We start from the raw sequence: 21,640 nt of genomic DNA, 5'->3' as shown, positions 1-21,640 counted from the left end.
TTTGGGGCGCTTGATCGGTGACGGGGGGCCTGATCAGACGCAGGTGCAGCCTAATCCCGCTATGTTACGCGCGGGTGACAGCGGGAGTTATCCACAGGGTGCGCGCGGGGATCAGAACAGCTTGCGATAGACGATGAAGCCGGAACGCTCCGCGACCTTGTCGTACAGGCGCTGCGCCGTGAGATTGGTCTCGTGCGTCTGCCAATAGACGCGTGGCGACCCCGCCAGCTTTGCGCGTTCGTAGACGCCATGGATCAGGGCCGAGGCGACGCCCTTGCCGCGCGCGGATTCGAGCGTGAACAGATCCTGCAGATAGCAGGACGGCTCGATCGCCGTGGTGCTGCGATGAAACAGATAGTTCGTCATGCCGAGCAGCTTGCCGTCGCTCTCGGCGACGAGGCCGTGCACCGGCTCATAGGCATCGAAGAAGCGCTGCCACGTCATGCGCGTGATCTCTGGCGCAAGCGCGGTCGGGCCGGAGCGGCCGTAGAAGGCGTTGTAGCCGTCCCACAGCGGCAGCCATTGATCATAGTCCTGCCTGGTGACGGAGCGAATGGTGAGCGACATGTGTGGAGGTCCCGCGATCGATGAGCTCACTTCATACGTGATGACGGGTGCAACGATCAATCGCGAAGGGCCGAATGGTCATTCCGCGACGCGCAGATAGCGGATCAGCTTGCGGCCGGTGGGATCGCGCAGCGAGCGATAGTAGTCGGCGCGTGCCGGCGGGTCGGTGTGGCGCACGAGGTCGGTCACCGGGGTATAGCTGAGCATCCGTCCGCCGTCCGGCAGCGCGGCGCAGACGAAGCGCAGCACTTCGCCGGTGCGCAGGGCGATGTTGATCGGCGTGGCATCGCCAGTCCGCACCATCTCCATGCGCTGCGCGATGAAGGTGCCCAGTTCGTCTTCGGGCAGCTCGAACGCGCCGGTGTCGCGGCCGTGATACATCAACGCGATGAACGGCGGCTTGCCGTCGGCGATCTCGTCCGGCAACGCGAAATAATCGCGGAACGCGCGGTTGATGAACTCGGCCCGCGTCTCGGCATCGAGCAGTACGATGCCGATATCGACCTGGTCGAGCGCGGCCGACAGCCGCGCGGCCGTGGCATGGCTTCGGCGCTCGGCCGCGAACGTGCCGAGCAGCCGCTCCCGCATCAGGCCGGTGATGCCGGCGGTGCCGGCAGCGGTGATGGCCAGGAGGCCGAGCTGGACGAGATCGGCGAAAGAGGTGGAAACGCCGTGACGACTGAGCAACAACAGCGTCGCACCGATCACCGCGACGGCTGCGCTGGTGATGGCGGAGGCGAGACCCGACAATGCGCCGGCAAGCGCCACGAGGCCAACGAGCAGCGGGGCCGGCGAGGGCGGGGGGATCAAGCGATCGGAGAGCATCGCCAGCAGCAGGGTTGCTGCCGTCAGCATCGGACCGGAGATCGCACGCCATCCGAACCGCATGGGCCAGTCTCGCTCCTCCCGAACGAGGTAAGGTCGCAACACTGGCTGATCGTTGCGTCATTGCGATGCGCTTTCGTGCGGTGTGCTTAAGGCGTGTTTGCCCGCAAGTCTCAGGCTTTCGGATGATTTTAGACCAAGTGCGCGTGCTTGAGCGGCTGTTGCAGCGCAGGCGCATTCAGCGTCGACGTCCCCGGCCCCTTGCGGGTTCCGACGACAATCAACAATGACGCCGCGACCAGGATGGCCGCAGTCAATGTGATTGCAACGACTAGTACAGGTGATTTCATCGACGTCCTGTCGCGATGCCGGCCGGCGCGGGGCATGCGGCGCCTTGAAGGCTGGACCAGGATGAAACGGGAATCAGACCGGCAGGCCCATCGCCATGGTCGCCTTGGTCGACAGCACCGTCAGGGTGACGATCAGGCACAGCGAGAGCGCGGCGACGGCGAGTGAGGCCGCGACCGCGTTGGTCAGCCGGGAAGACGCGACGGTGGCGGGATGGCCCTGAAAGCCTGCCGTGCCGGACGCCCGTGTCATGGTCTAAATCCTTCAACACGCGAGCGAATCACCCGCGACTTTCCACAATTTCCCAGTTTCAACCGGCAATATTGCGGCGGCTATCGCGGTGAAAATGGCCAGATTGCGGCAAATATTACCTTTATACCCGCTATTCCCCAGAGCAGGGCGGGGCACCGTCATGCGCTGGCCGCGATGCTGGCGGGGTCGTCGATGTCCGCCGGCCGCCAGTCCATCGGCACGAAGCCGGGCGCGGCTTCCACCCGCTTCAGCCAGTCCCGGATCGCCGGGAAGGCCTGGAGGTCGAAGTCGCAGCGGTCGGCCAGGTGGGTGTAGCCGTACAGCGCGATGTCGGCGACCGTGAGCTGGCGCGCGGCGAAATAGGCGTTGGTCTTCAGGTGGTTCTCCATCACCTGCAGCGCGCCATAGCCGCGTTCCATCCAGTCCTCCAGGGAATGGGTCTGTAGGTCGCGGCCGCCCTTGACCAGTGACAGCCAGAAATAGGCGGCGCCGATATTCGGTTCGAGCGCGTGCTGCTCGAAGAACATCCATTGCAGCGCCTCGGCGCGGTCGATGCGATTCTCGGGCGCAAGCGGGGTGCCGACGGCGACGTACCAGAGGATGGCGTTCGACTCGGCGAGATAACGGTCGTCGCCGACCTCGAGCAGCGGCACCTGTCCTGACGGGTTCTTGCTCAGAAAGTCCGGCGTGCGGCTCTCGCCGCGCAGGATGTCGACCTCGATCGCTTCGTAAGGCACGTTGAGCAGCGCCAGCGCAAGGCGGACCTTGTAGCTATTGCCCGAGCGTTGCATCGAATAGAGCTTGTACATTCTGGAAGTTCGATTCCGAGGACGGGAAGACGCGGCGCTCGTTGGCCCGCAGCGCGGCTAAACAATGATGCCGATGCGAATCCGCCGCAAGTGCCGGCCAATAGAAAAACTCGAAAACCCTACCGCATTGCAATGCGGCGGAAGATCATTTCCGTAGCGCCATGCAACTCAGTTCACGCTTGCGTCAACGCGCGGACGTATCGCCGCGCGTTTGTGCGAAGGGCTGAGCAGCAGTGATAAGGGCGCCGAAATCTCCACAATGTCATGGCCGGGCTTGACCCGGCCATCCACGTCTCCAACCGCGGCAGGAAGAACGTGGATGCCCGGGACAAGCCCGGGCATGACGACCTTCCGTATGGTCGCGCACGGCCTGAAATTGCTCCGAGGACAAGCCTTGTCGGATATGAGGGGTTTGCGCGGCAAGTTTGCGGAAAATTGCGGGGACTCCAGCCTTGAACCGCTCCAGATCCGTAAACTTTCTCGGGATCGGGCCGAAGTTTCTTGCGGTGCAGCGGCTCACGTTTTAGGGTGGCTGCATTCCCACAATCGGAGTCGTGAGGCGAATGGTTTCACGACGCTTGTCAGGAGATGACGATGTCCTTCCTTGCCGCTGCGCTCGACCGTGTGAAGCCGTCCGCGACCATCGCGGTCACGGATAAAGCACGCGCGCTGAAAGCGGCGGGCCGCAACGTCATTGGCCTCGGCGCCGGCGAGCCTGACTTCGACACGCCCGCCAACATCAAGCTGGCGGCGATCCGCGCCATCGAAGCCGGCAAGACCAAGTACACTGCGGTCGACGGCATCCCCGAGCTGAAGGAGGCGATCATCGCCAAGTTCCAGCGCGAGAACGGGGTCGCCTACAAGCCGAACCAGATCATCGTCGGCACCGGCGGCAAGCAGGTGCTCTACAACGCACTGATGGCCACCATCAATCCGGGCGACGAGGTGATCATTCCCGCGCCGTATTGGGTCAGCTACCCCGAGATGGTGGCGCTCGCCGGCGGCGAGCCGGTGCCGGTGGTCTGCACCGCCGCGACCGGTTTCAAGCTCCAGGCCGAAGCGCTCGAGCGCGCGATCACGCCAAAGACCAAATGGGTGATCCTGTGCTCGCCGTCGAACCCGACGGGAGCCGCCTACACGCGTTCGGAACTGAAGGCGCTGACCGACGTGCTGGTGAAGCATCCCCATGTCTGGGTGATGACCGACGACATGTACGAGCACCTCGTCTATGACGACTTCCAGTTCACCACGGTCGCGCAGGTCGAGCCCGGCCTCTATGATCGCACGCTCACCGTGAACGGCGTCTCCAAGGCCTATTGCATGACCGGCTGGCGTATCGGCTATGCCGGCGGTCCGGCGCAACTCATCAAGGCGATGTCGACGATCCAGTCGCAGTCGACCTCGAACCCCTGCTCGATCGCGCAATGGGCCTCCGTCGAGGCGTTGAACGGTCCGCAGGAGTTCATTCCGGCCAACAACAAGGTGTTCAAGGAGCGCCGTGACCTCGTGGTCTCCATGCTCAACCAGGCCAAGGGGATCGAGTGCCCGCGTCCCGAAGGCGCATTCTACGTCTATCCGTCCTGCGCCGGCACCATCGGCAAGAAAGCGCCGTCGGGCAATTTGATCTCGAACGACGAGCAGTTCGTCACCGAGCTGCTGGAGACCGAGGGCGTCGCCGTGGTGCAGGGTTCGGCCTTCGGCCTCGGACCTGCGTTCCGCATCTCCTATGCAACCAAGACCTCGGACCTCGAAGACGCCTGCAAGCGCATCCAGCGCTTCTGCGGCAATCTGCGGTAAGCCTGTTGCGACGAGAATTGAAAAGGCCCGCCCCGCGCGGGCCTTTTTTATTTGGGGTGGAACGGAGCCGGATGGTCTTCTGCTCTGGTCGACGTTGTGCCTTGTCCCTCACCCGCCGCGCTTCGCGCGTCGACCTCTCCCCGCTGAAGTGCGGGGAGAGGTTAAGCGACGCCGTCAGGCAGGCACCGCTCTCTCACTTCCTCGCCCCGTTCTTACGGGGAGAGGGTGGGGTGAGGGGCTTCTCTCCACGACGGCGATTTTAGAGAGGTCCGATCTGGCTCCCACAACACTCTTGTGGCATAGAGGCGCAACGCGGATGGGGCGCTCTTTGCTCGCATCACATCATCGCCGGAGATATTTCATGCGCCGTTCGTTCATCTTCGCTGGGCTCGCCGTCGCCAGTCTCATTGCCTCCAGCGTCAGCGGCAGCGCGCAGCAGCGGATGGCGCGGGTCGGCGTGCTCGAATGCCGCGGCGGCGCCAGCGTCGGCTTCATCGTGGGATCGGTGACCCATCTCGGCTGCGTGCTGCGCGCCGATGGCTTGCCTGACGATCGCTATGTCGCGACGATCCGCAAGGTCGGTGTCGACATCGGCATCACCCAGGAGACGGCTTTGGCGTGGGGCGTGTTCGCACCGGTCGATCGGCTCGGCCCGGGCGACCTCTCCGGCAATTATGCCGGCGCGCAGGGCAGCGCCTCGGTCGGCGTCGGCTTGGGAGGCAACGTGCTGGTCGGCGGCTCCAACAATTCAATCGCGCTCCAGCCGCTCAGCGTGCAGGGCCAGGTCGGTCTCAACGTCGCCGCCGGCCTCGAGAGCCTGGAACTCCGCCCGGGCCGTTGAGACGTAGAGCAGGCTGTCTCTCACCTCTTCCCTGCGAGGGGAGGTGGAACACCGACTGATCGCATCAGGCACTATAAGACTTGATCTAAGTGACGACGCACCGCAGCGACGTTTGATGCTTGCCAAATCTCGGCGACGGGCAGAGCATCTCCGTTTGCCGACCCAATCACGGGCCGAGCTCCACATCAAGGAGGCGGCGAATGGGACAAGACGTCAGAAGTCCCCGAGGTCCACGGTGCATCGCGCTGGTGGGCCCTTTCCAAAGCGGTAAAACCACACTTCTCGAAGCAATACTGGCGCGAACGGGCGCCATCCCGCGCGCCGGCAGCGTCGATGCCGGAACTTCCGTCGGCGACGCCACGCCAGAGGCCCGCCATCACAAGATGACCGTCGGGCTGACTGCCGCCACCACGAGTTTCATGGGCGACAGCTACACCTTCCTCGATTGTCCCGGTTCCGTCGAATTCGCCCACGACATGCGCGCCACGCTGCCCGCGGTCGATGCGGCGATCGTGGTCTGCGAGGCCGACGAGAAGAAGCTGCCGCAGCTTCAGATCATCCTGCGCGAGCTGGAGGAGCTGAAGATCCCGCGTTTCCTGTTCCTCAACAAGATCGACCGCGCGAGCCAGCGCATTCGCGAGTCGCTCGCGATGCTGCAGCCCGCCTCCCGCGTGCCGCTGGTGCTGCGCCAGATCCCGATCTGGAAGGACGAACTGATCGAGGGCTTCGTCGATCTCGCCCTGGAGCGCGCCTTCGTCTATCGCGAGCACAAAGCCTCCGAGGTGGTCGCGCTCGAAGGCGGCGATCTCGATCGCGAGAAGGAAGCCCGCTTCTCGATGCTGGAGAAGCTCGCCGATCACGACGATGCGCTGATGGAGCAACTGCTCGAAGACATCCAGCCGCCGCGCGATGCCGTGTTCGACGATCTTGCCCGCGAATTGCGCGAGGGGCTGATCTGTCCCGTGCTGCTGGGCGCCGCCGCGCGCGAGAACGGCGTGCTGCGCCTGATGAAGGCGCTGCGTCACGAGGCGCCTGGCATCGCGGAGACCGCAAAACGCCTCGGTGTGCCCGAGACCAAGGACGCGCTCGGCTACGTCTTCAAGACGCTGCATTCGCAGCATGGCGGAAAGCTGTCGCTGACGCGGCTGCTCGCAGGTCACCTCGACGACGGTGCGACGCTGCAATCAGCCTCGGGCGGAGCGGGGCGCATCTCCGGCATCCTCGCCGTCAACGGCGCCTACGACACCAAGCGTGCTGCGGCCGAGGCCGGCGATACGGTGGCGCTCGCCAAGCTCGATCCGATCAAGACCGGCGACACGGTCTCGAACGGCAAGACGCCGCCTGCCGCGTTGATCGAAATCGAGCCGACATCGCCGGTGCTCGCGATCTCGATCGCGGCCACCGATCGCAAGGACGACGTCAAGCTCGGCCAGGCGATGGCGCGGCTGCATGAGGAGGATCCTTCGCTGGTCGTCGTGCAGAATGCCCAGACCCACGACACCGTGTTATGGGGACAGGGCGAGATGCACTTGCGCGTCGCCGGCGAGCGGCTGCGCGACCGCTTCGGTGTCAAGGTCATCTCGCATCCGCCGGGTATCGGCTACCAGGAGACCATCCGCAAGCCGATCACCCAGCGCGGACGCCACAAGAAGCAGTCCGGCGGTCACGGCCAGTTCGGCGATGTCGTGCTCGACATCAAGCCGCTGCCGCGCGGCGACGGCTTCAAGTTCGCCGAGAAGGTGGTGGGCGGCGCCGTGCCGCGCAACTACATCCCTGCGGTCGAAGAAGGAGTCGTCGACGGATTGGCGCGCGGTCCGCTCGGCTTCCCCGTCACCGACGTGCAGGTGACGCTGACCGATGGCTCCTATCACAGCGTGGACTCCTCCGACCTCGCCTTCCGCACGGCGGCGCGGATCGGGCTCAACGAAGGCCTGCCGCAATGCCAGCCGGTCTTGCTGGAGCCGATCCACGTGGTCGAGATCGTCTGCCCGACCGATGCGACCGCCAAGATCAACGCGATCCTGTCGGCGCGGCGCGGACAGATCCTCGGTTTCGACACCCGCGACGGCTGGAGCGGCTGGGACTGCGTCCGTGCCATGATGCCAGAAGCCGAGATCGGCGAGCTGATTGTGGAGCTGCGCTCGGCCACCGCCGGCGCCGGCAGCTTCACCCGCCAGTTCGACCACATGGCCGAAGTCACCGGCCGTGCCGCCGACCAGATCATCGCCGCGCATCAACACGCGGCGTGATTGGTTTCGCGCGCGACGGGACGCGTACTCTCTCTCACCCTCTCCCCGCTCTTCGCGGGGAGAGGCGGGGTGAGGGGCTGTTTCCACGCGTGCCGCGTCTCAAGTCGGTCGCGGCCTCTCCCCTCATGGAGGAAGCGGCGCGCGAATATTTATCGCCGTCACCCTGAGGTGCTCGTCTTGCGAAGCAAGGCGAGCCTCGAAGGGCGACGGCCCGGCTGCAGCAGCTGGGCCGCCCATCCTTCGAGGCTCCCCATGCCGCCGCTTCGCGCCGCATGGCTCGCACCTCAGGATGACGGAGCCAATCGTGTGGCTGTGGCAGGCGACCGATTGGATCGCCCGACCCTTGCGCTCACTCTCGAATGATGTATTTTAGATCATTGTATATGTTCTAGATATCATTTATAAGTGCTGGTAAGTGAGGCCGAGGTGATCACGTCATTCCAGATGCGGGCAGCCCGCGCGCTGCTCGGCATTGACCAGAAAACCCTGGCGGAGCTTGCCGGAGTGTCGTTGCCGACCATCCAGCGGATGGAGGCCTCGACCGGCAATGTGCGTGGCGTGGTCGAGACCCTGATCAAGGTGGTCGAGGCGTTCGAGCGGGCCGGCATCGAGCTGATCGGCGAGCAGGTCCGCAGCGACAGCGGTGGGCGTGGCGTTCGCCTGAAGGAGCCCGGGCCGCCGCGCCGCGTCGGAGCATGATCGGGCGTTGATCGTGCGTGGGATCAAGATGGGCCAGCGCATCGTCGCACCTCGGCAACACGGGACGCACGATGCTTCGGAGCATCGAGGGGCAGCGGAGCATTTTTGCTGAGATGAGCATCACAAGCGATCAGGCGAGCCGGCTGCACCGGCTGCGCCAACCGACTTTTGCCGAACTGTATCTGCCGAAACTCGTCACCGTCTGGCGTGAAGGCTACGGTCTTGAGGATTTCGGCGCCGACGTCTTCGCGGGCCTGACGGTTGCGATCGTGGCGCTGCCGCTGTCGATGGCGATCGCGATCGCCTCGGGCGTGACTCCGGACCGCGGCCTCTACACCGCCGTGGTCGGCGGCTTCATCGCCTCGCTGCTCGGCGGCAGCCGTTTCCAGATCGGCGGACCTGCCGGCGCGTTCATCGTATTGGTCGCGGCGACCGCGGAGCGCCACGGCGCCGACGGCGTCATCCTCGCCACCATGATGGCGGGCCTGTTCCTGATCGCCGCCGGCCTGTTGCGGATCGGGACCTACATCAAGTTCATTCCCTATCCGGTGACGGTCGGCTTCACCGCCGGCATCGCCGTGATCATCTTCGCCAGCCAGCTCCGCGATCTCTCGGGCATCACGCTCGCGGGAAAAGAGCCCAGCGAATTCGTGCCGAAGCTGCTCGCGCTCGCCGGCGGCCTCAACAGCGTCAATCCATCCGCGGTCGCAGTCGCCGTCGTCAGCATCGCCATCATCGCGGCCTTGCGGATTTGGCGGCCGTCCTGGCCCGGGATCCTGATCGCGGTGGTGTTGGCGGCCGTCGTGTGTGCGGCGTTCTCGCTACCGGTCGAAACCATCGGCTCGCGCTTCGGCGGCATTCCGCGCGAATTGCCCTCGCCGGCCTTGCCGGCGTTCTCGATCGCGAAGGCGACCGCCGTGCTGCCCGATGCGATCGCGTTCGCGCTGCTGGCCGCCATCGAATCGCTGCTGTCTGCGGTGGTCGCCGACGGCATGACCGGGCGCCGTCACCGCTCCAATTGCGAGCTGGTAGCGCAGGGCGCGGCCAATTTCGTCTCGGCGCTGTTCGGCGGCATCTGCGTCACCGGCCTGATCGCGCGTACCGCCACCAACATCCGCGCCGGCGCACGCGGGCCGCTCGCGGGCATGCTACATTCGGTCTTCCTGCTGCTGTTCATGCTGATTGCGGCGCCGCTTGCAAGCTACATCCCGCTCGCCGCGCTCGCCTCGGTGCTGGTCGTGGTGGCCTGGACCATGGCGGAGAAGCATGAGTTCGGCACATTGCTGCGCTCGTCATGGGGCGATGCCGTCGTGCTGCTCGCGACCTTCCTGCTGACGATCTTCCGCGACCTGACCGAAGGCATCCTGGTCGGCTTCGCGCTCGGCGCGGTGTTGTTCATCCACCGCATGGCAGAGATGACGGGCATCGAAGAACGCTCGCCGCTGGCCGCGGCCGATCGTCCCGACGACGGCAATGGCGACCGCGTTCCCTACGATTCCGCGCTTGCGGTCGATCGCGACGTGCTGGTCTACCGCATCACCGGCGCGTTCTTCTTCGGCGCGGCCTCCGCGATCGGAGGCGTGCTCGACGCCGTCGCCGACAAGCGCAAGGCCTTCGTGGTCGATTTCGCCGCGGTGCCGTTCCTGGATTCGACAGCGGCCAACGTGCTCGGCCGCGTCGCCGCCAAGGCGCACCGCGAGGGCATCCGGCTGTTCATCACCGGGGCTTCGCCCGCGGTCCGCCGCGCGCTGCTCACCCATGGCGTGACGCCGCCGCGCGCGCGATATCGCCAGAGCCTTGAGCGCGCGATCGCCGACATCAAGGGCGGCGCAAGTGAGGAGGCTGCGGCGAGCTGACGGCGCGCGGTTATCGACCGGCCGGCTGACCGATATTGTGGCCTCCGTGCGCTTGACAGAGCGGGCGCGACGCGAAATGGATCGCGTCGGGAATTCGGCCCCGAGGGAAAGATGACCGCGTCCAAATCGCCTGCAGCCTGTCTGATCGGATGGCCGGCCGCGCATTCGCGCTCGCCGCTGATCCATCATTACTGGCTGCGCACGCTGGGCATTGAAGGCGGCTACGTCATCGAGGCGGTGCCGCCCGAAGACTTGCGCGATTTCGTGTTGCGGCTGTCGCTGCGCGGCTTCGTCGGCGCCAACGTCACCATCCCGCACAAGGAGAGCGTGCTGGCGCTGTCGACGCCCGACGCTCGCGCCAGGGCCGTGGGCGCGGCCAACACGCTGTGGTTTGCCGATGGCGAGCTGCGCTCGACCAATACCGACGTTGAAGGTTTCATCGGCAATCTCGACGCCAGCGCGCCCGGCTGGGACGCGGCCGAGGAGGCGCTGGTGCTGGGCGCCGGCGGTTCCTCGCGTGCGGTCGTGTTCGGGTTGCTCGAACGCGGCATCAAGCGCGTCCATCTCGCCAACCGGACCATCGCGCGGGCCGAGGCGCTGGCAAGGCAGTTCGGGCCGAAAGTGCAGCCGCTGCCCTGGGACGCGATCGGCGATGTGCTGCCGCGCGCAAAGCTTCTCGTGAACACGACCTCGCTCGGCATGCACGGCCAGCCCTCGCTCGATGTCGACGTCGCGCGCCTGCCGCAGGCGGCGGTCGTTGCCGACCTCGTCTACGTCCCGCTGTCGACGCCGCTGCTTGCCGCGGCCAAGGCGCGTGGCCTGAAGACCGCCGACGGGCTCGGCATGCTGCTGCATCAGGCGGTGCGCGGCTTCGAGCTGTGGTTCGGCCGGCGGCCCGAGGTCACGGCCGAGCTGCGCGCATTGATCGAGGCCGATCTCACAAAGACTTGAGAGAATAGGGTGGGTGCTTCGGAGTTCTCTATCCGTGGGGACAACCGGAGACCGTCATGTCTGTTCAACGTGCAACTTTCACACGTCCGCTGATCGCCGTCGCGATGGTGGCCGTATCGACTTACTTCGCCTTCGCCCAGAAGGCGCCGGTGCCGACGCGGGTGCGCGGCACCATCGAAGCCGTCAACGGCGACACGATGCAGGTCAAGTCGCGTAGCGGCGAGGATGTCAAGCTGAGCATCGCTCCTGACGTGAAGGTATCAGGGATCACCAAGATCTCACTCGCCGAGATCAAGCCGGGTTCGTTCATCGGCGCGACCACGGTGCCAGGACCGGGCGGCGGCCAGAACGCCGTCGAGGTGCACGTGTTTCCGGAGAGCATGCGCGGCACCGGCGAGGGCTCGCGGCCCTATGACCTCAAGCCCAATTCCAGCATGACCAATGCGACGGTGGCCGAAAGCGTCGTCGGCAACGACGGCCATACCCTGCTGGTCAAGTACAAGGACGGCGAGAAGAAGGTGTTCGTCGCCGACAATACGCCGGTGGTGACCTTCGTGCCGAGCGACAAATCCGAGTTGAAGCCGGGTGCGAAGGTCATCGCCTTCATGCAGCAATTGCCGGACGGCTCGTTCGAGACCAACCGCGTCAGCGTCGGCCGCGACGGCCTGACGCCGCCGATGTGAGGCGCGGGATATATTGCGCAACTACCGCGACAGACACCGCTGTCGTCCCGGACAAGCGTCAGCGCAGATCCGGGACCCATAACCACAGGGTCAAGTTGTTGCGCGAAGGAGGTAACTCCGAGTCCCCATAGCCACGTCCGCCTGTGGCTATGGGTCCCGGATCGGCGCGCGCTTAGGGCGCGCTTGTCCGGGACGACGGCCGTGTTTGACGCGACGGTTTCGCCTCACATCGCAATGATATGATCGTCGATCTCGTCGATCCGGTTGACGCCGCACAGGCCCATGGTGGTGAGCAGCTCCTTCTGGATGATGTCGATCGCCTTGGCGACGCCGGCCTGGCCGCCGGCCCCTAAGCCATAGGCATAGGCGCGGCCGATCATGCAGGATTTCGCGCCGAGCGCGAGCGCGCGCATCACGTCCTGGCCGGAGCGGATGCCGCCGTCGAACATGATCTCCATCCTCTCGCCGACCGCATCCGCGATCTCGGGCAGCACCTCGATCGAGGACGGGGCGCCGTCGAGCTGACGGCCGCCATGATTGGACACGACCAGGGCCTGCGCGCCGGTCTTGGCGGCTTCCTCGGCATCCTCGACGTCGAGGATGCCCTTGATGATCAGCTTGCCCGGCCAGATGCTGCGGACCCACTCGACGTCCTTCCAGCTCAGCGACGTGTCGAACTGCGAGGCGGTCCATTCGGCGAGGCGGTTCAGATCCTCGGTGTTCTTGACGTGACCTGCGATGTTGCCGAAGGTCCGGCGCTTGCCTTGCAGCACGCCGGAGACCCAGGTGGGCTTGCTGGCGAAATCCAGCAGCTTCGACAGCGACCATTCCGGCGGCACCGTCATGCCGTTCTTGATGTCGGCGTGGCGCTGTCCGATCACCTGGAGGTCTACGGTCAGCACCAGCGCGCTGCACTTGGCCGCGATCGCGCGCTGGATCAATTCCTTGATGAAGCCGCGGTCCTTCATGACGTAGAGCTGGAACCAGAACGGCTTCTCGACGCTGGCGGCGATGTCCTCGATCGAGCAGATCGACATGGTCGATTGCGTGAACGGGATACCGGCGGCCTGCGCGGCGCGGCAGGCGTGGATCTCGCCGTCGCCATGCTGCATGCCGAGCAGGCCGACGGGCGCGAGCATCAGCGGCATGGTCGAGGGCTCGCCGAGAATCGTGGTCGAGGTGTCGCGCTTGGAGACGTCGACCAGGATGCGCTGGCGGAACTTGATCGCCTGCATGTCCTCGCGGTTGGCGCGCAGCGTCTCCTCGGCATAGGAGCCGCGGTCGCAATAGTCGAAGAACGCCTTCGGCACACGGCGCTTATGCAGGGCGCGAAGATCGTCGATACAGGTAATATGCTTCATGCTCGTTTCCCCGGCCCGTCTTACTCGGAAGTCTTGCATCGCAAGATTTCGAGGTCATCTAGCATGGTTGGATGCACAGCCAAATCGTTTGCAGAACGTTTTGCAGGAGAGCGCCATGACGAGGCCGCACGCCGGACCTTCCCCGGAAGAGCTCAAGGAAAAGCATGATCTCGAGGAAGCCCTGGAAGAGGGGCTGGAAGAGACCTTTCCGGGCTCCGATCCCGTCAACGTCACCCAGCCGGCGCCGAGCCGCGGGGACAGCCACGTGAAGCGCAGCGGCGAGACCGGGTTCCGCCCCGTTTCGCCGTCTGGGCGGGAAACATAGTGTTAACAGGACGTTAGCGGATTGGCGGGAGTTCCGGTTCCGTAATCATTCATCATATTTTTTGAAGCCAAGTTAGCCGCACAAGCATTATAAGACCCCAAGCAAATCAGGGATGCGGGGCCTGTTCGGGCAGCCCGTGGTTGTCGAAGGGATTCCTGGTCGTTGCGTTGGGGGACGATATGAGCCGCAAATATTTCGGGACGGACGGGATTAGGGGCCGCGCCAACGGACTGATCACGCCGGAGCTCGCGCTCAAGGTCGGCCAGGCCGCAGGCCTTGCGTTTCAGCGCGGTGACCACCGCCACCGTGTCGTGATCGGCAAGGACACCCGCCTTTCGGGCTATATGATCGAATACGCGATGGTCGCCGGTTTCACCTCGGTCGGCATGGACGTGCTGCTGGTCGGGCCGATGCCGACGCCGGCGGTCGCGATGTTGACCAAGTCGATGCGCGCCGATCTCGGCGTCATGATCTCCGCCTCGCACAACCTGTTCGAGGACAACGGCATCAAGCTGTTCGGCCCGCAGGGCTTCAAGCTGTCCGACGACGTCGAGCGGCAGATCGAGCAGCTGCTCGACGAGTCCCTCGACAAGAGGCTCGCGCAGAGCGCGAGCTTGGGCCGCGCCCGCCGTATCGACGGCGTGCATGACCGCTACATCGAATTCGCCAAGCGCACGCTGCCGCGCGACCTCTCGCTCGACGGCCTGCGCGTCGTGGTCGATTGCGCCAACGGCGCCGCCTACAAGGTGGTACCGGAAGCGCTGTGGGAGCTGGGCGCCGACGTCGTGCCGATCGGCGTCGAGCCCGATGGCTTCAACATCAACAAGGAATGCGGCTCGACCTCGCCGGAAGCGCTGTCGAAGAAGGTGCGCGAGATGCGCGCCGACATCGGCATCGCGCTCGACGGCGATGCCGACCGGGTCATCCTGGTCGACGAGCGCGGCCATATCGTCGACGGCGACCAGCTGCTCGCAGTCATTGCGCAGAGCTGGAAGGAAGACGGCCGGCTGTCGCGTCCCGGCATCGTCGCCACCGTGATGTCCAATCTCGGGCTCGAGCGCTTCCTGAAAGGGCAGGGGCTCGATCTCGTCCGCACGCCGGTCGGCGACCGCTACGTGCTTGAGCAGATGCTGAACGGCGGCTACAATCTCGGCGGCGAGCAGTCCGGCCACATCATCCTATCCGACTACGCCACCACCGGCGACGGTTTCGTTGCGGCGTTGCAGGTGCTGGCGGTGGTGCAGAAGCTGCGCCGCCCCGTCTCCGAGGTCTGCCACCGCTTCGATCCGCTGCCGCAGATCCTCAAGAACGTCCGCCACAAGGGCGGCAAGCCGCTCGACGATTCCGACGTCAAGTCGGCGATCTCCGACGGCGAGAAGCGGCTCAACGGCCACGGCCGCCTGTTGATCCGCTCGTCCGGCACCGAGCCCGTGATCCGCGTCATGGGCGAGGGCGAGGACCGCATCCTGGTCGAGGACGTCGTCGACACCATCGTCTCCGCGCTCGGCCAGGCCGCGGCTTAGGATTTCTCAGGCGCGAGCGGGGTGGGGTGATCTCACCCCACGTGCAGTATCGTAGGGTGGGCAAAGCGAAGCGTGCCCACCACTTCTGTGCCGTGGGGCACGGCGCAATCGCGCCTTTGCCCGCCCTGCAATTCCTTCGTCTTGGCGAGATACGAGACCCTCATGGTGAGGAGCCCGCCAGAGGCGGGCGTCTCGAACCATGCTGGCCGCGCTGCTTCGCGGCAGACCAAGCGCATCCCAGCCATTTGCGATTGGCGGTGGTTCGGTCGCCGCCAGCATCGTACCTAGCAAGTCGCGGCCATCTGCCGCGCCGGGATGTTGCATTGAACAAGCCTGTCGTCGTCTCAGAGGAAGCGCTGACCGAGCCCGTCGTCGTCGCTGACGTCGCACCCGCCGCCAAAGCAGCAGGGCCGGCTTACGTCGTGCTCGCCGGCATCAGCTTCTCGCACTTCCTCAACGACACCATGCAGTCGCTGATCGCCTCGGTGTATCCGATCCTGAAGGACACCTACGCGCTCGATTTCGCGCAGATCGGCATGATCACGCTGGCCTTCCAGTTCACGGCCTCGCTGCTGCAGCCCGTGGTCGGGCACTACACCGACAAGAAGGCGCAGCCCTATTCGCTGGCGATCGGCATGGCCTCGACTTTCTTCGGCCTGCTGCTGCTCAGCGCCGCGCAGCAATATCTCGTCATCCTCGTCGCCGCCGCACTGGTCGGCCTCGGCTCGGCGGTGTTTCACCCGGAGTCGGCGCGCATCGCGCGGCTCGCCTCGGGCGGCCGCTACGGCTTTGCGCAATCGGTGTTCCAGCTCGGCGGCAGCTTCGGCACCTCGATGGGGCCGGTGCTGGCGGCGCTGATCGTGGTGCCGCTCGGGCAGGGCAGCATCGCCTGGTTCTCCTCGATCGCGTTCCTGGCGATCCTCATCCTCTGGCGCATCGGCCGCTGGTACGCGCCGCAGATCAAGGCGAGGAAGATGGGGCCGGTTCAAGCCCATCCCGACGCGCCGAGCTCGCGCCGCGTCGCCGTCGCGCTGCTCGTGCTGCTGTTCTCGAAACAGCTCTACGTCTCGAGCCTGTCGAGCTACTACATCTTCTATTTGATCGACCGCTTCGGCGTGTCGACGCAGGCCGCCCAGATCTATCTCTTCATCTTCCTGGCGGCGAACGCGGTCGGCGCGTTTCTCGGTGGCCCGCTCGGGGATCGCTTCGGCCGCAAGATCGTGATCTGGATTTCGATCCTCGGCGCGCTGCCGTTCACGCTGGCGCTGCCCTATGCCGGGCTGGTTGCCAGCGCGGTGCTCAGCATCGTCATCGGCCTGATCATCTCCTCGACGACGTCGTCGATCATCGTGTTCGCGCAGGAGCTGGTGCCGCACCGTTTCGGCATGATCTCCGGCGTGTTCTTCGGCGTCGCCTTCGGCATCGGGGGGCTAGGGGCGGCCGTGCTCGGCAAGCTCGCCGACCACACCTCGATCGAGTTCGTCTACCAGGTCTGCGCTTATCTGCCGGCGATCGGCTTGCTTGCGGTGTTCCTGCCCAAGCTGCCGCGGCACACGCGTTGACGCGTCCTCTCTCGCTGCAGCGCACTTTCACGGATCGTTAGCAATTGCGGCCAAGTCGTCGCATTTGATGCGGCATTCTTGCAACGCTCACGCGCCGCGCGCGCGAGTAGTCAGAAAAAATCAACCTTAAAAATTAGGGTTAAGTGGCGCTTAAACATTTGCTGGCATCGTCCGCTCCGTGAGTTTCCAGAACGTGAGGCCTGCGTATTTGCCTCACCGGCCATAAGGACGAAGCCAATGCGTAGCGTTAAGTCTCTGCTTGCCGCGGGTGCGGCAACCCTGATCTCGTCGATGGCGTTCGCCGCCGATATGCCGATCGCGGCGCCCCCTCCCATGTACGCGCCGCCGGCTCCGCCCGCCGACTTCGGCGGCTGGTACCTGCGCGGCGACATCGGCATGACCAACCAGAGCGCCAAGAGCATCGAGAGCGCCCTGCCAGCCGGGTATTCGAAGACGACGGAGGGCCTCGGTTTCGACTCTTCGCCGCTGTTCGATCTCGGCGTCGGCTATCGCTTCAACAACTGGTTCCGTGCGGACGTGATCGGCCAGTATCGCGGCAAGGCCAACCTCCATGGCGCCGACAACGTCATTGGGCCCGGCTTCGTCGGCTCCAATAACTACAGCGGCAGCAAGTCCGAATGGGTCGTCATGGCCAACGCCTATGTCGATCTCGGCACGTGGTGGTGCATCACCCCGTTCATCGGCGCCGGTGTCGGCGGCTCCTACAACAAGATCAGCGGCTTCCGCGACGACGGCGTGTCGTACACGGTGGGCAATACTCCGCCCTTGGCCAACAGCGTCGCTTACTTCGCCGACAACGGGAAGTGGAATTTTGCCTGGGCCGCGCATGCCGGTCTCGCCTACAAGGTCAATCCCGGCTTCACCGTCGAACTGGCCTACAGCTACATGAACCTCGGCGACGCCGCGCCCGGCAATTTCCGCTTGTTCGACAACAGCGCCTCGGGCCCGACCTCGATCAAGATCAAGGAGCTCACCTCGCACGACGTCAAGCTCGGCGTGCGCTGGGATCTCAACAGCCCGCCGGTCTACGCGCCGCCGCCGCTCGTCACCAAGGGCTGATCGGCAGCCTCATCGCCTAAACTTTCTTAACGGCGCGGGATCATCCCGCGCCGTTTTGCTTTGCGTATTTTTCATGGCGAGCGGCGACGAAGGCCTCCAACGCAACCATTGGTTAAGGTTAACGAGCCATGATCACGGGCGAAAAGTTCGAGTTCGATGGAGCGTTGCGATGCGTGGGCTTTTGTTGGCAGCGGTGATGTTGGGGACGGTGTCAGCCGCGCACGCGGCCGACATGCCGGATCTGCCGATCTTGCGCGGCAGCTTCACCGACGGCCTGACCAATGCCCGGCCAAACTGGCAGGGCTATTACGTCGGCGGCCAGGGTGACTACGGCAAGATCACCTCGAAGATCTCCTCCACCATCAACAGCGATATCCAGTCGACCTTCGTCACTCCGGGGCCGGCCTACAACTGGCAGACGCTTGCAGCCGCGCAGAGCAGCACTGCCGGCTACGGCGTGTTTGCCGGATATAACGGGCAATGGGACGACGTGGTGCTCGGCATCGAGGCGAACTACATCCATGGCGGCTTCAAGTCGACCTCGAGCTCGACGGGACTGACCTTCGACAATACCAATACCGTCGTTGCCACCACGAAGACATCCGCGGTCGTCGGCATCTCGGACTTCGGCTCGCTGCGCATGCGCGCCGGCTACGCCTGGGGATGCTTCCTGCCCTACGCCTTCTTCGGCGGCGGCCTCGGAAGCCAGACGGTCGACCGCTACGCCTCCGCTAGTCCGGCGTCGGTGCAACCGCCGACGACGTCTGCAACCAAGACCAAGCTGGTCTACGGTTACTCTGCCGGCGCTGGCGTCGACGTCGTGCTGGTCGGCGGACTGTTCGCCCGCGCCGAATACGAATACCAGCGCGTGACGTCGGACATCGAATCGAACATCCACTCCGTCCGCGCCGGCCTCGGCTACAAGTTCTGACGCGACGTCGCCGCGCCGCGGTTGACAGCTCGGCGCCGTCCTGATGCTCTGCGCGAAACGCGGGGCGCGGCAGCGATGAAGGTCTACGGCGACAGCAATTCAGGAAACTGTCTGAAGGTGAAATGGGTCTGCGATCATCTCGCATTGCCCTATCAATGGATCGAGACCGACACGCGCAAGGGCGAGACGCGCACGCCGCAATTCCTGAAGATGAACGGCGCCGGCCAAGTGCCCACCGTCGCATTCGACGACGGCCGCACGCTGGCGCAGTCCAACGCCATCATCCGTTATCTCGCCCGCGACAGCGCGCTCGTTCCGCGCGACGCCTTTACGGCCGCGAAGATGGACGAATGGCTGTTCTGGGAACAGTACAGCCACGAGCCCTATATCGCGGTGTGCCGCTTCCTTCTCGTCTATCTCGGCAAGGACGCATCCGAGCTCGACCCCGACAAGGTCAAGCGCGGTTATGCGGCGCTCGACCGCATGGAGCAGCATCTTTCGGCCAGCCGATTCTTCGCCGGCGAAGCGGTATCGCTCGCCGACGTCTCGCTGCTCGCCTATACCCGCGTGGCGCACGAAGGCGGCTTCGACCTCGGCAAGTATGCTTCCGTCCGCCGCTGGATCGGCGAGGTCGAAGTGTCTCTCGGTCTTCCGCCGGCGCGCTGAGGCTGGAGTTCTCGACATGAGCACCCTCTCCATTCGTTGTGCGCGCCCCGACGACGTTCCCGCGATCGTGGCGATGCTGGCCGACGATCATCTCGGCCGCGCTCGCGAGCGCGTCGAGGATCCCTTGCCGGCCGCCTATTACGACGCGTTCGCGCGGGTCGAGCGCGATCCGAATCTCACGCTCGTGGTGGCCGAGAGCGAGGGCAGGGTGGTCGGCTGCCTGCAACTCGCGATCCTGCCGGGCATCAGCTCGCAAGGCGGCAGTCGCGGCCTGCTCGAAGACGTGCGCGTTGCCACTGATTGTCGCAGACGCGGCATCGGCGAGCAGTTGGTGCAATGGGCGGTGACGGAAGCAAAGGCGCGCGGCTGCAATCTGGTCGAATTGCTGACGCACCACACGCGAACCGACGCGCAGCGCTTCTACAAGCGGCTCGGATTCACAGCGAGTCACGTCGGTATGACTGTCCGCTTCTGAGGCAGCAAGAGCGTTTTCGAAAGTGGATACCTGTTCGCGTCAAGAAAACGCGTCAATCCACAAATCCACAGTCCCGTTGCGATTGTATCGGAATGGGGCTTTGGCCGCATGCGTTGCTTGATCAGCGGAATCGGATCGCACCTTCGTTCATCTTAAGGCCTGATAAACTACCCGTCCTTCGTTCATGTTCCCACAGGAACGAACGGTGCTACGTAGCGTCAGAAACCGGGCTCGGTCGGTTCGGGGATTTCGATGACAAGCTATTCCATGATCAAGGTCGGCAACGATTATGTCGTGCAGGCCAACGACAAATGCATTTTGAAAGTCGGCAGCCGCCGCCGGGCCGCGCAATTGATCAGCGAGGCCACGGACTTGCTGAACGCGCTCGCTGTCGTGGAATCCCCCGATATCGCAGCGGAAGCCCCTTCACTCCAGCGTGAGACGCCGGAACTGCCTTGACTGCTCTGCCCGATTCCCGTATCAGCCGCGGCGGGACACCTCCCCCCAACGGGAGGCTTACTATCTGGAAGGGTAGACGATGACTGTAGCGAAGCCCGCTTCGCGGCCGAACGTGCCGCATTTCTCCTCCGGCCCCTGTGCCAAGCGCCCCGGCTGGAATGCCCAAAATCTCAAGGACGCAGCGCTCGGCCGCTCGCATCGCGCGAAGGTCGGCAAGACCAAGCTCAAGCTCGCGATCGATCTGACGCGCGAAGTGCTCGAGGTGCCCGCCGATTACCGCATCGGCATCGTGCCGGCCTCCGATACCGGCGCGGTCGAGATGGCGCTGTGGTCGCTGCTCGGAGCAAAGCCCGTCACCACGCTCGCCTGGGAATCCTTCGGCGAAGGCTGGGTCAGCGACATCGTCAAGGAATTGAAGCTCAAGGACGTCACCAAGCTGAACGCAGCCTATGGTGAAATCCCCGATCTCTCCAAGGTCGATCCCAAGAGCGACGTCGTTTTCACCTGGAACGGCACCACCTCCGGCGTGCGCGTGCCGAACGCCGATTGGATCAGCGCGACCCGCGAAGGCCTGACCATCTGCGACGCGACGTCCGCAGCGTTTGCGCAGCCCCTCGACTGGCCCAAGCTCGACGTCGTCACCTTCTCCTGGCAGAAGGCGCTCGGCGGTGAAGCCGCGCACGGCATGCTGATCCTGTCGCCCCGCGCGGTGGAACGGCTCGAAACCTACAAACCGGCCTGGCCGCTGCCGAAGATCTTCCGCATGACCAAGGGCGGCAAGCTCAATGAGGGCATCTTCGTCGGCGAGACCATCAACACGCCGTCGATGCTCTGCGTCGAGGATTATCTCGACGCGCTGAACTGGGCCAAGTCGATCGGCGGCCTCAAGGCGTTGATCGCGCGTGCCGACGCCAACACCAAGGTGCTCGCCGATTGGAAGGCGAAGACGCCCTGGATCGACTTCCTGGCCAAGGATGCTTCGATCCGGTCCAACACCTCGGTGTGCCTCAAGTTCACCGATCCCGCGATCACCTCGCTCTCGGGCGACGCGCAGGCCGACTTCTCCAAGAAGCTGGTCGCGTTGGTCGAGAAGGAAGGCGCCGGCTACGACTTCGCCTATTACCGCGATGCGCCGGCCGGCCTGCGCATCTGGTGCGGCGCCACCGTCGAAGCAAGGGACGTCGAGCTGCTGACGCAGTGGATCGACTGGGCCTTCGCCGAGACCAAGGCAGCGCTCGCCAAGGCGGCGTAGCTGTTTTCTTCGCCTTTCCCCGTTCTTACGGGGAGAGGCCGGGTCGCTCTCGGCAATGCGCAGCATCGTCCGATGCGATCCGGGTGAGAGGCTCTCTCCACGAGCACCTCGCCTGTGGCTGCCCTCACC

Annotated in this window: 21 protein-coding genes; 16 read left to right on the top strand and 5 right to left on the bottom strand. The window is 64.9% G+C overall.

Going from position 1 to position 21,640, the window contains the following annotated elements:
* Positions 1–111 precede the first annotated feature (111 nt).
* From UNPA324_RS34075 to UNPA324_RS34060, 4 genes are all read right to left on the bottom strand, one after another.
* On the bottom strand, positions 112–567 hold the full coding sequence (locus tag UNPA324_RS34075) for a GNAT family N-acetyltransferase (RefSeq protein WP_128921515.1): 456 nt from the start codon (positions 565–567) through the stop codon (positions 112–114).
* Between the two features lie 78 nt (positions 568–645).
* Positions 646–1,455, bottom strand: coding sequence for a PAS-domain containing protein (locus UNPA324_RS34070; protein ID WP_141938435.1), 810 nt, complete (start codon positions 1,453–1,455; stop codon positions 646–648).
* Positions 1,456–1,815: 360 nt separating this feature from the next.
* The gene (locus tag UNPA324_RS35510; protein WP_164718788.1) at positions 1,816–1,992 is read right to left on the bottom strand and encodes a hypothetical protein; all 177 of its coding nucleotides are present in this window, start codon (positions 1,990–1,992) and stop codon (positions 1,816–1,818) included.
* A 158-nt stretch (positions 1,993–2,150) separates the two neighbouring features.
* On the bottom strand, positions 2,151–2,801 hold the full coding sequence (locus tag UNPA324_RS34060; RefSeq protein WP_128921512.1) for a glutathione S-transferase family protein: 651 nt from the start codon (positions 2,799–2,801) through the stop codon (positions 2,151–2,153).
* Between the two features lie 594 nt (positions 2,802–3,395).
* On the opposite strand from UNPA324_RS34060, the gene UNPA324_RS34055 reads away from it, so the two are divergent.
* The 7 genes from UNPA324_RS34055 to UNPA324_RS34025 all read left to right on the top strand — a co-directional run bounded on the left by UNPA324_RS34055 (position 3,396) and on the right by UNPA324_RS34025 (position 11,877).
* The gene (locus UNPA324_RS34055) at positions 3,396–4,598 is read left to right on the top strand and encodes a pyridoxal phosphate-dependent aminotransferase (protein ID WP_128921510.1); all 1,203 of its coding nucleotides are present in this window, start codon (positions 3,396–3,398) and stop codon (positions 4,596–4,598) included.
* Positions 4,599–4,959: 361 nt separating this feature from the next.
* Positions 4,960–5,439, top strand: coding sequence for a DUF992 domain-containing protein (locus UNPA324_RS34050; RefSeq protein ID WP_128921509.1), 480 nt, complete (start codon positions 4,960–4,962; stop codon positions 5,437–5,439).
* Positions 5,440–5,639: 200 nt separating this feature from the next.
* Complete coding sequence (locus tag UNPA324_RS34045) at positions 5,640–7,688, top strand: elongation factor G (RefSeq protein WP_141938433.1); 2,049 nt, start codon at positions 5,640–5,642, stop codon at positions 7,686–7,688.
* Between the two features lie 426 nt (positions 7,689–8,114).
* On the top strand, positions 8,115–8,387 hold the full coding sequence (locus UNPA324_RS34040; protein ID WP_128921507.1) for a helix-turn-helix domain-containing protein: 273 nt from the start codon (positions 8,115–8,117) through the stop codon (positions 8,385–8,387).
* Between the two features lie 113 nt (positions 8,388–8,500).
* A complete protein-coding gene (locus UNPA324_RS34035; protein WP_141938431.1) occupies positions 8,501–10,243 on the top strand; it encodes a SulP family inorganic anion transporter in 1,743 nt (580 codons plus the stop codon).
* A gap of 111 nt (positions 10,244–10,354) precedes the next feature.
* Positions 10,355–11,194: a shikimate dehydrogenase gene (locus tag UNPA324_RS34030; protein WP_141938429.1), complete on the top strand. Its 840-nt coding sequence runs from the start codon at positions 10,355–10,357 to the stop codon at positions 11,192–11,194.
* Positions 11,195–11,250: 56 nt separating this feature from the next.
* Positions 11,251–11,877, top strand: coding sequence for a hypothetical protein (locus UNPA324_RS34025; RefSeq protein WP_141938427.1), 627 nt, complete (start codon positions 11,251–11,253; stop codon positions 11,875–11,877).
* A 224-nt stretch (positions 11,878–12,101) separates the two neighbouring features.
* Here UNPA324_RS34025 and UNPA324_RS34020 read toward each other — a convergent pair whose 3' ends face one another.
* On the bottom strand, positions 12,102–13,238 hold the full coding sequence (locus tag UNPA324_RS34020) for an alpha-hydroxy acid oxidase (protein WP_128921503.1): 1,137 nt from the start codon (positions 13,236–13,238) through the stop codon (positions 12,102–12,104).
* 115 nt (positions 13,239–13,353) lie between these two features.
* Between UNPA324_RS34020 and UNPA324_RS34015 the strand changes: the two genes are divergently transcribed.
* The 9 genes from UNPA324_RS34015 to UNPA324_RS33975 all read left to right on the top strand — a co-directional run bounded on the left by UNPA324_RS34015 (position 13,354) and on the right by UNPA324_RS33975 (position 21,511).
* Entirely contained in the window at positions 13,354–13,563 is a 210-nt protein-coding gene (locus UNPA324_RS34015; protein ID WP_128921502.1) for a hypothetical protein, read from the top strand.
* Positions 13,564–13,742: 179 nt separating this feature from the next.
* Positions 13,743–15,086 (top strand): phosphoglucosamine mutase, encoded by a 1,344-nt coding sequence (glmM, locus tag UNPA324_RS34010; RefSeq protein ID WP_128921501.1) that lies wholly within the window; start codon positions 13,743–13,745, stop codon positions 15,084–15,086.
* Positions 15,087–15,409: 323 nt separating this feature from the next.
* The gene (locus UNPA324_RS34005) at positions 15,410–16,648 is read left to right on the top strand and encodes an MFS transporter (RefSeq protein WP_181769622.1); all 1,239 of its coding nucleotides are present in this window, start codon (positions 15,410–15,412) and stop codon (positions 16,646–16,648) included.
* A 237-nt stretch (positions 16,649–16,885) separates the two neighbouring features.
* Positions 16,886–17,728: an outer membrane protein gene (locus UNPA324_RS34000; protein WP_128921500.1), complete on the top strand. Its 843-nt coding sequence runs from the start codon at positions 16,886–16,888 to the stop codon at positions 17,726–17,728.
* A 169-nt stretch (positions 17,729–17,897) separates the two neighbouring features.
* Positions 17,898–18,659 (top strand): outer membrane protein, encoded by a 762-nt coding sequence (locus tag UNPA324_RS33995; protein ID WP_181769621.1) that lies wholly within the window; start codon positions 17,898–17,900, stop codon positions 18,657–18,659.
* Positions 18,660–18,734: 75 nt separating this feature from the next.
* Positions 18,735–19,325 carry a glutathione S-transferase family protein gene (locus UNPA324_RS33990; RefSeq protein WP_128921499.1) on the top strand — a complete coding sequence of 197 codons (591 nt, stop codon included), beginning with the start codon at positions 18,735–18,737 and terminating at the stop codon, positions 19,323–19,325.
* A 16-nt stretch (positions 19,326–19,341) separates the two neighbouring features.
* Entirely contained in the window at positions 19,342–19,800 is a 459-nt protein-coding gene (locus UNPA324_RS33985; RefSeq protein WP_128921498.1) for a GNAT family N-acetyltransferase, read from the top strand.
* Between the two features lie 267 nt (positions 19,801–20,067).
* On the top strand, positions 20,068–20,259 hold the full coding sequence (locus UNPA324_RS33980) for a hypothetical protein (RefSeq protein ID WP_245471757.1): 192 nt from the start codon (positions 20,068–20,070) through the stop codon (positions 20,257–20,259).
* Positions 20,260–20,338: 79 nt separating this feature from the next.
* Positions 20,339–21,511 (top strand): phosphoserine transaminase, encoded by a 1,173-nt coding sequence (locus UNPA324_RS33975; RefSeq protein WP_141938425.1) that lies wholly within the window; start codon positions 20,339–20,341, stop codon positions 21,509–21,511.
* Positions 21,512–21,640 lie beyond the last annotated feature (129 nt).

The organism is Bradyrhizobium sp. UNPA324, assembly GCF_006658635.1.
In the GTDB taxonomy this organism is placed as follows: domain Bacteria; phylum Pseudomonadota; class Alphaproteobacteria; order Rhizobiales; family Xanthobacteraceae; genus Bradyrhizobium; species Bradyrhizobium nanningense.
The sequence above is the reverse complement of the archived record's forward strand: the minus strand, read 5'-3'. Positions and strand labels throughout refer to the sequence as shown.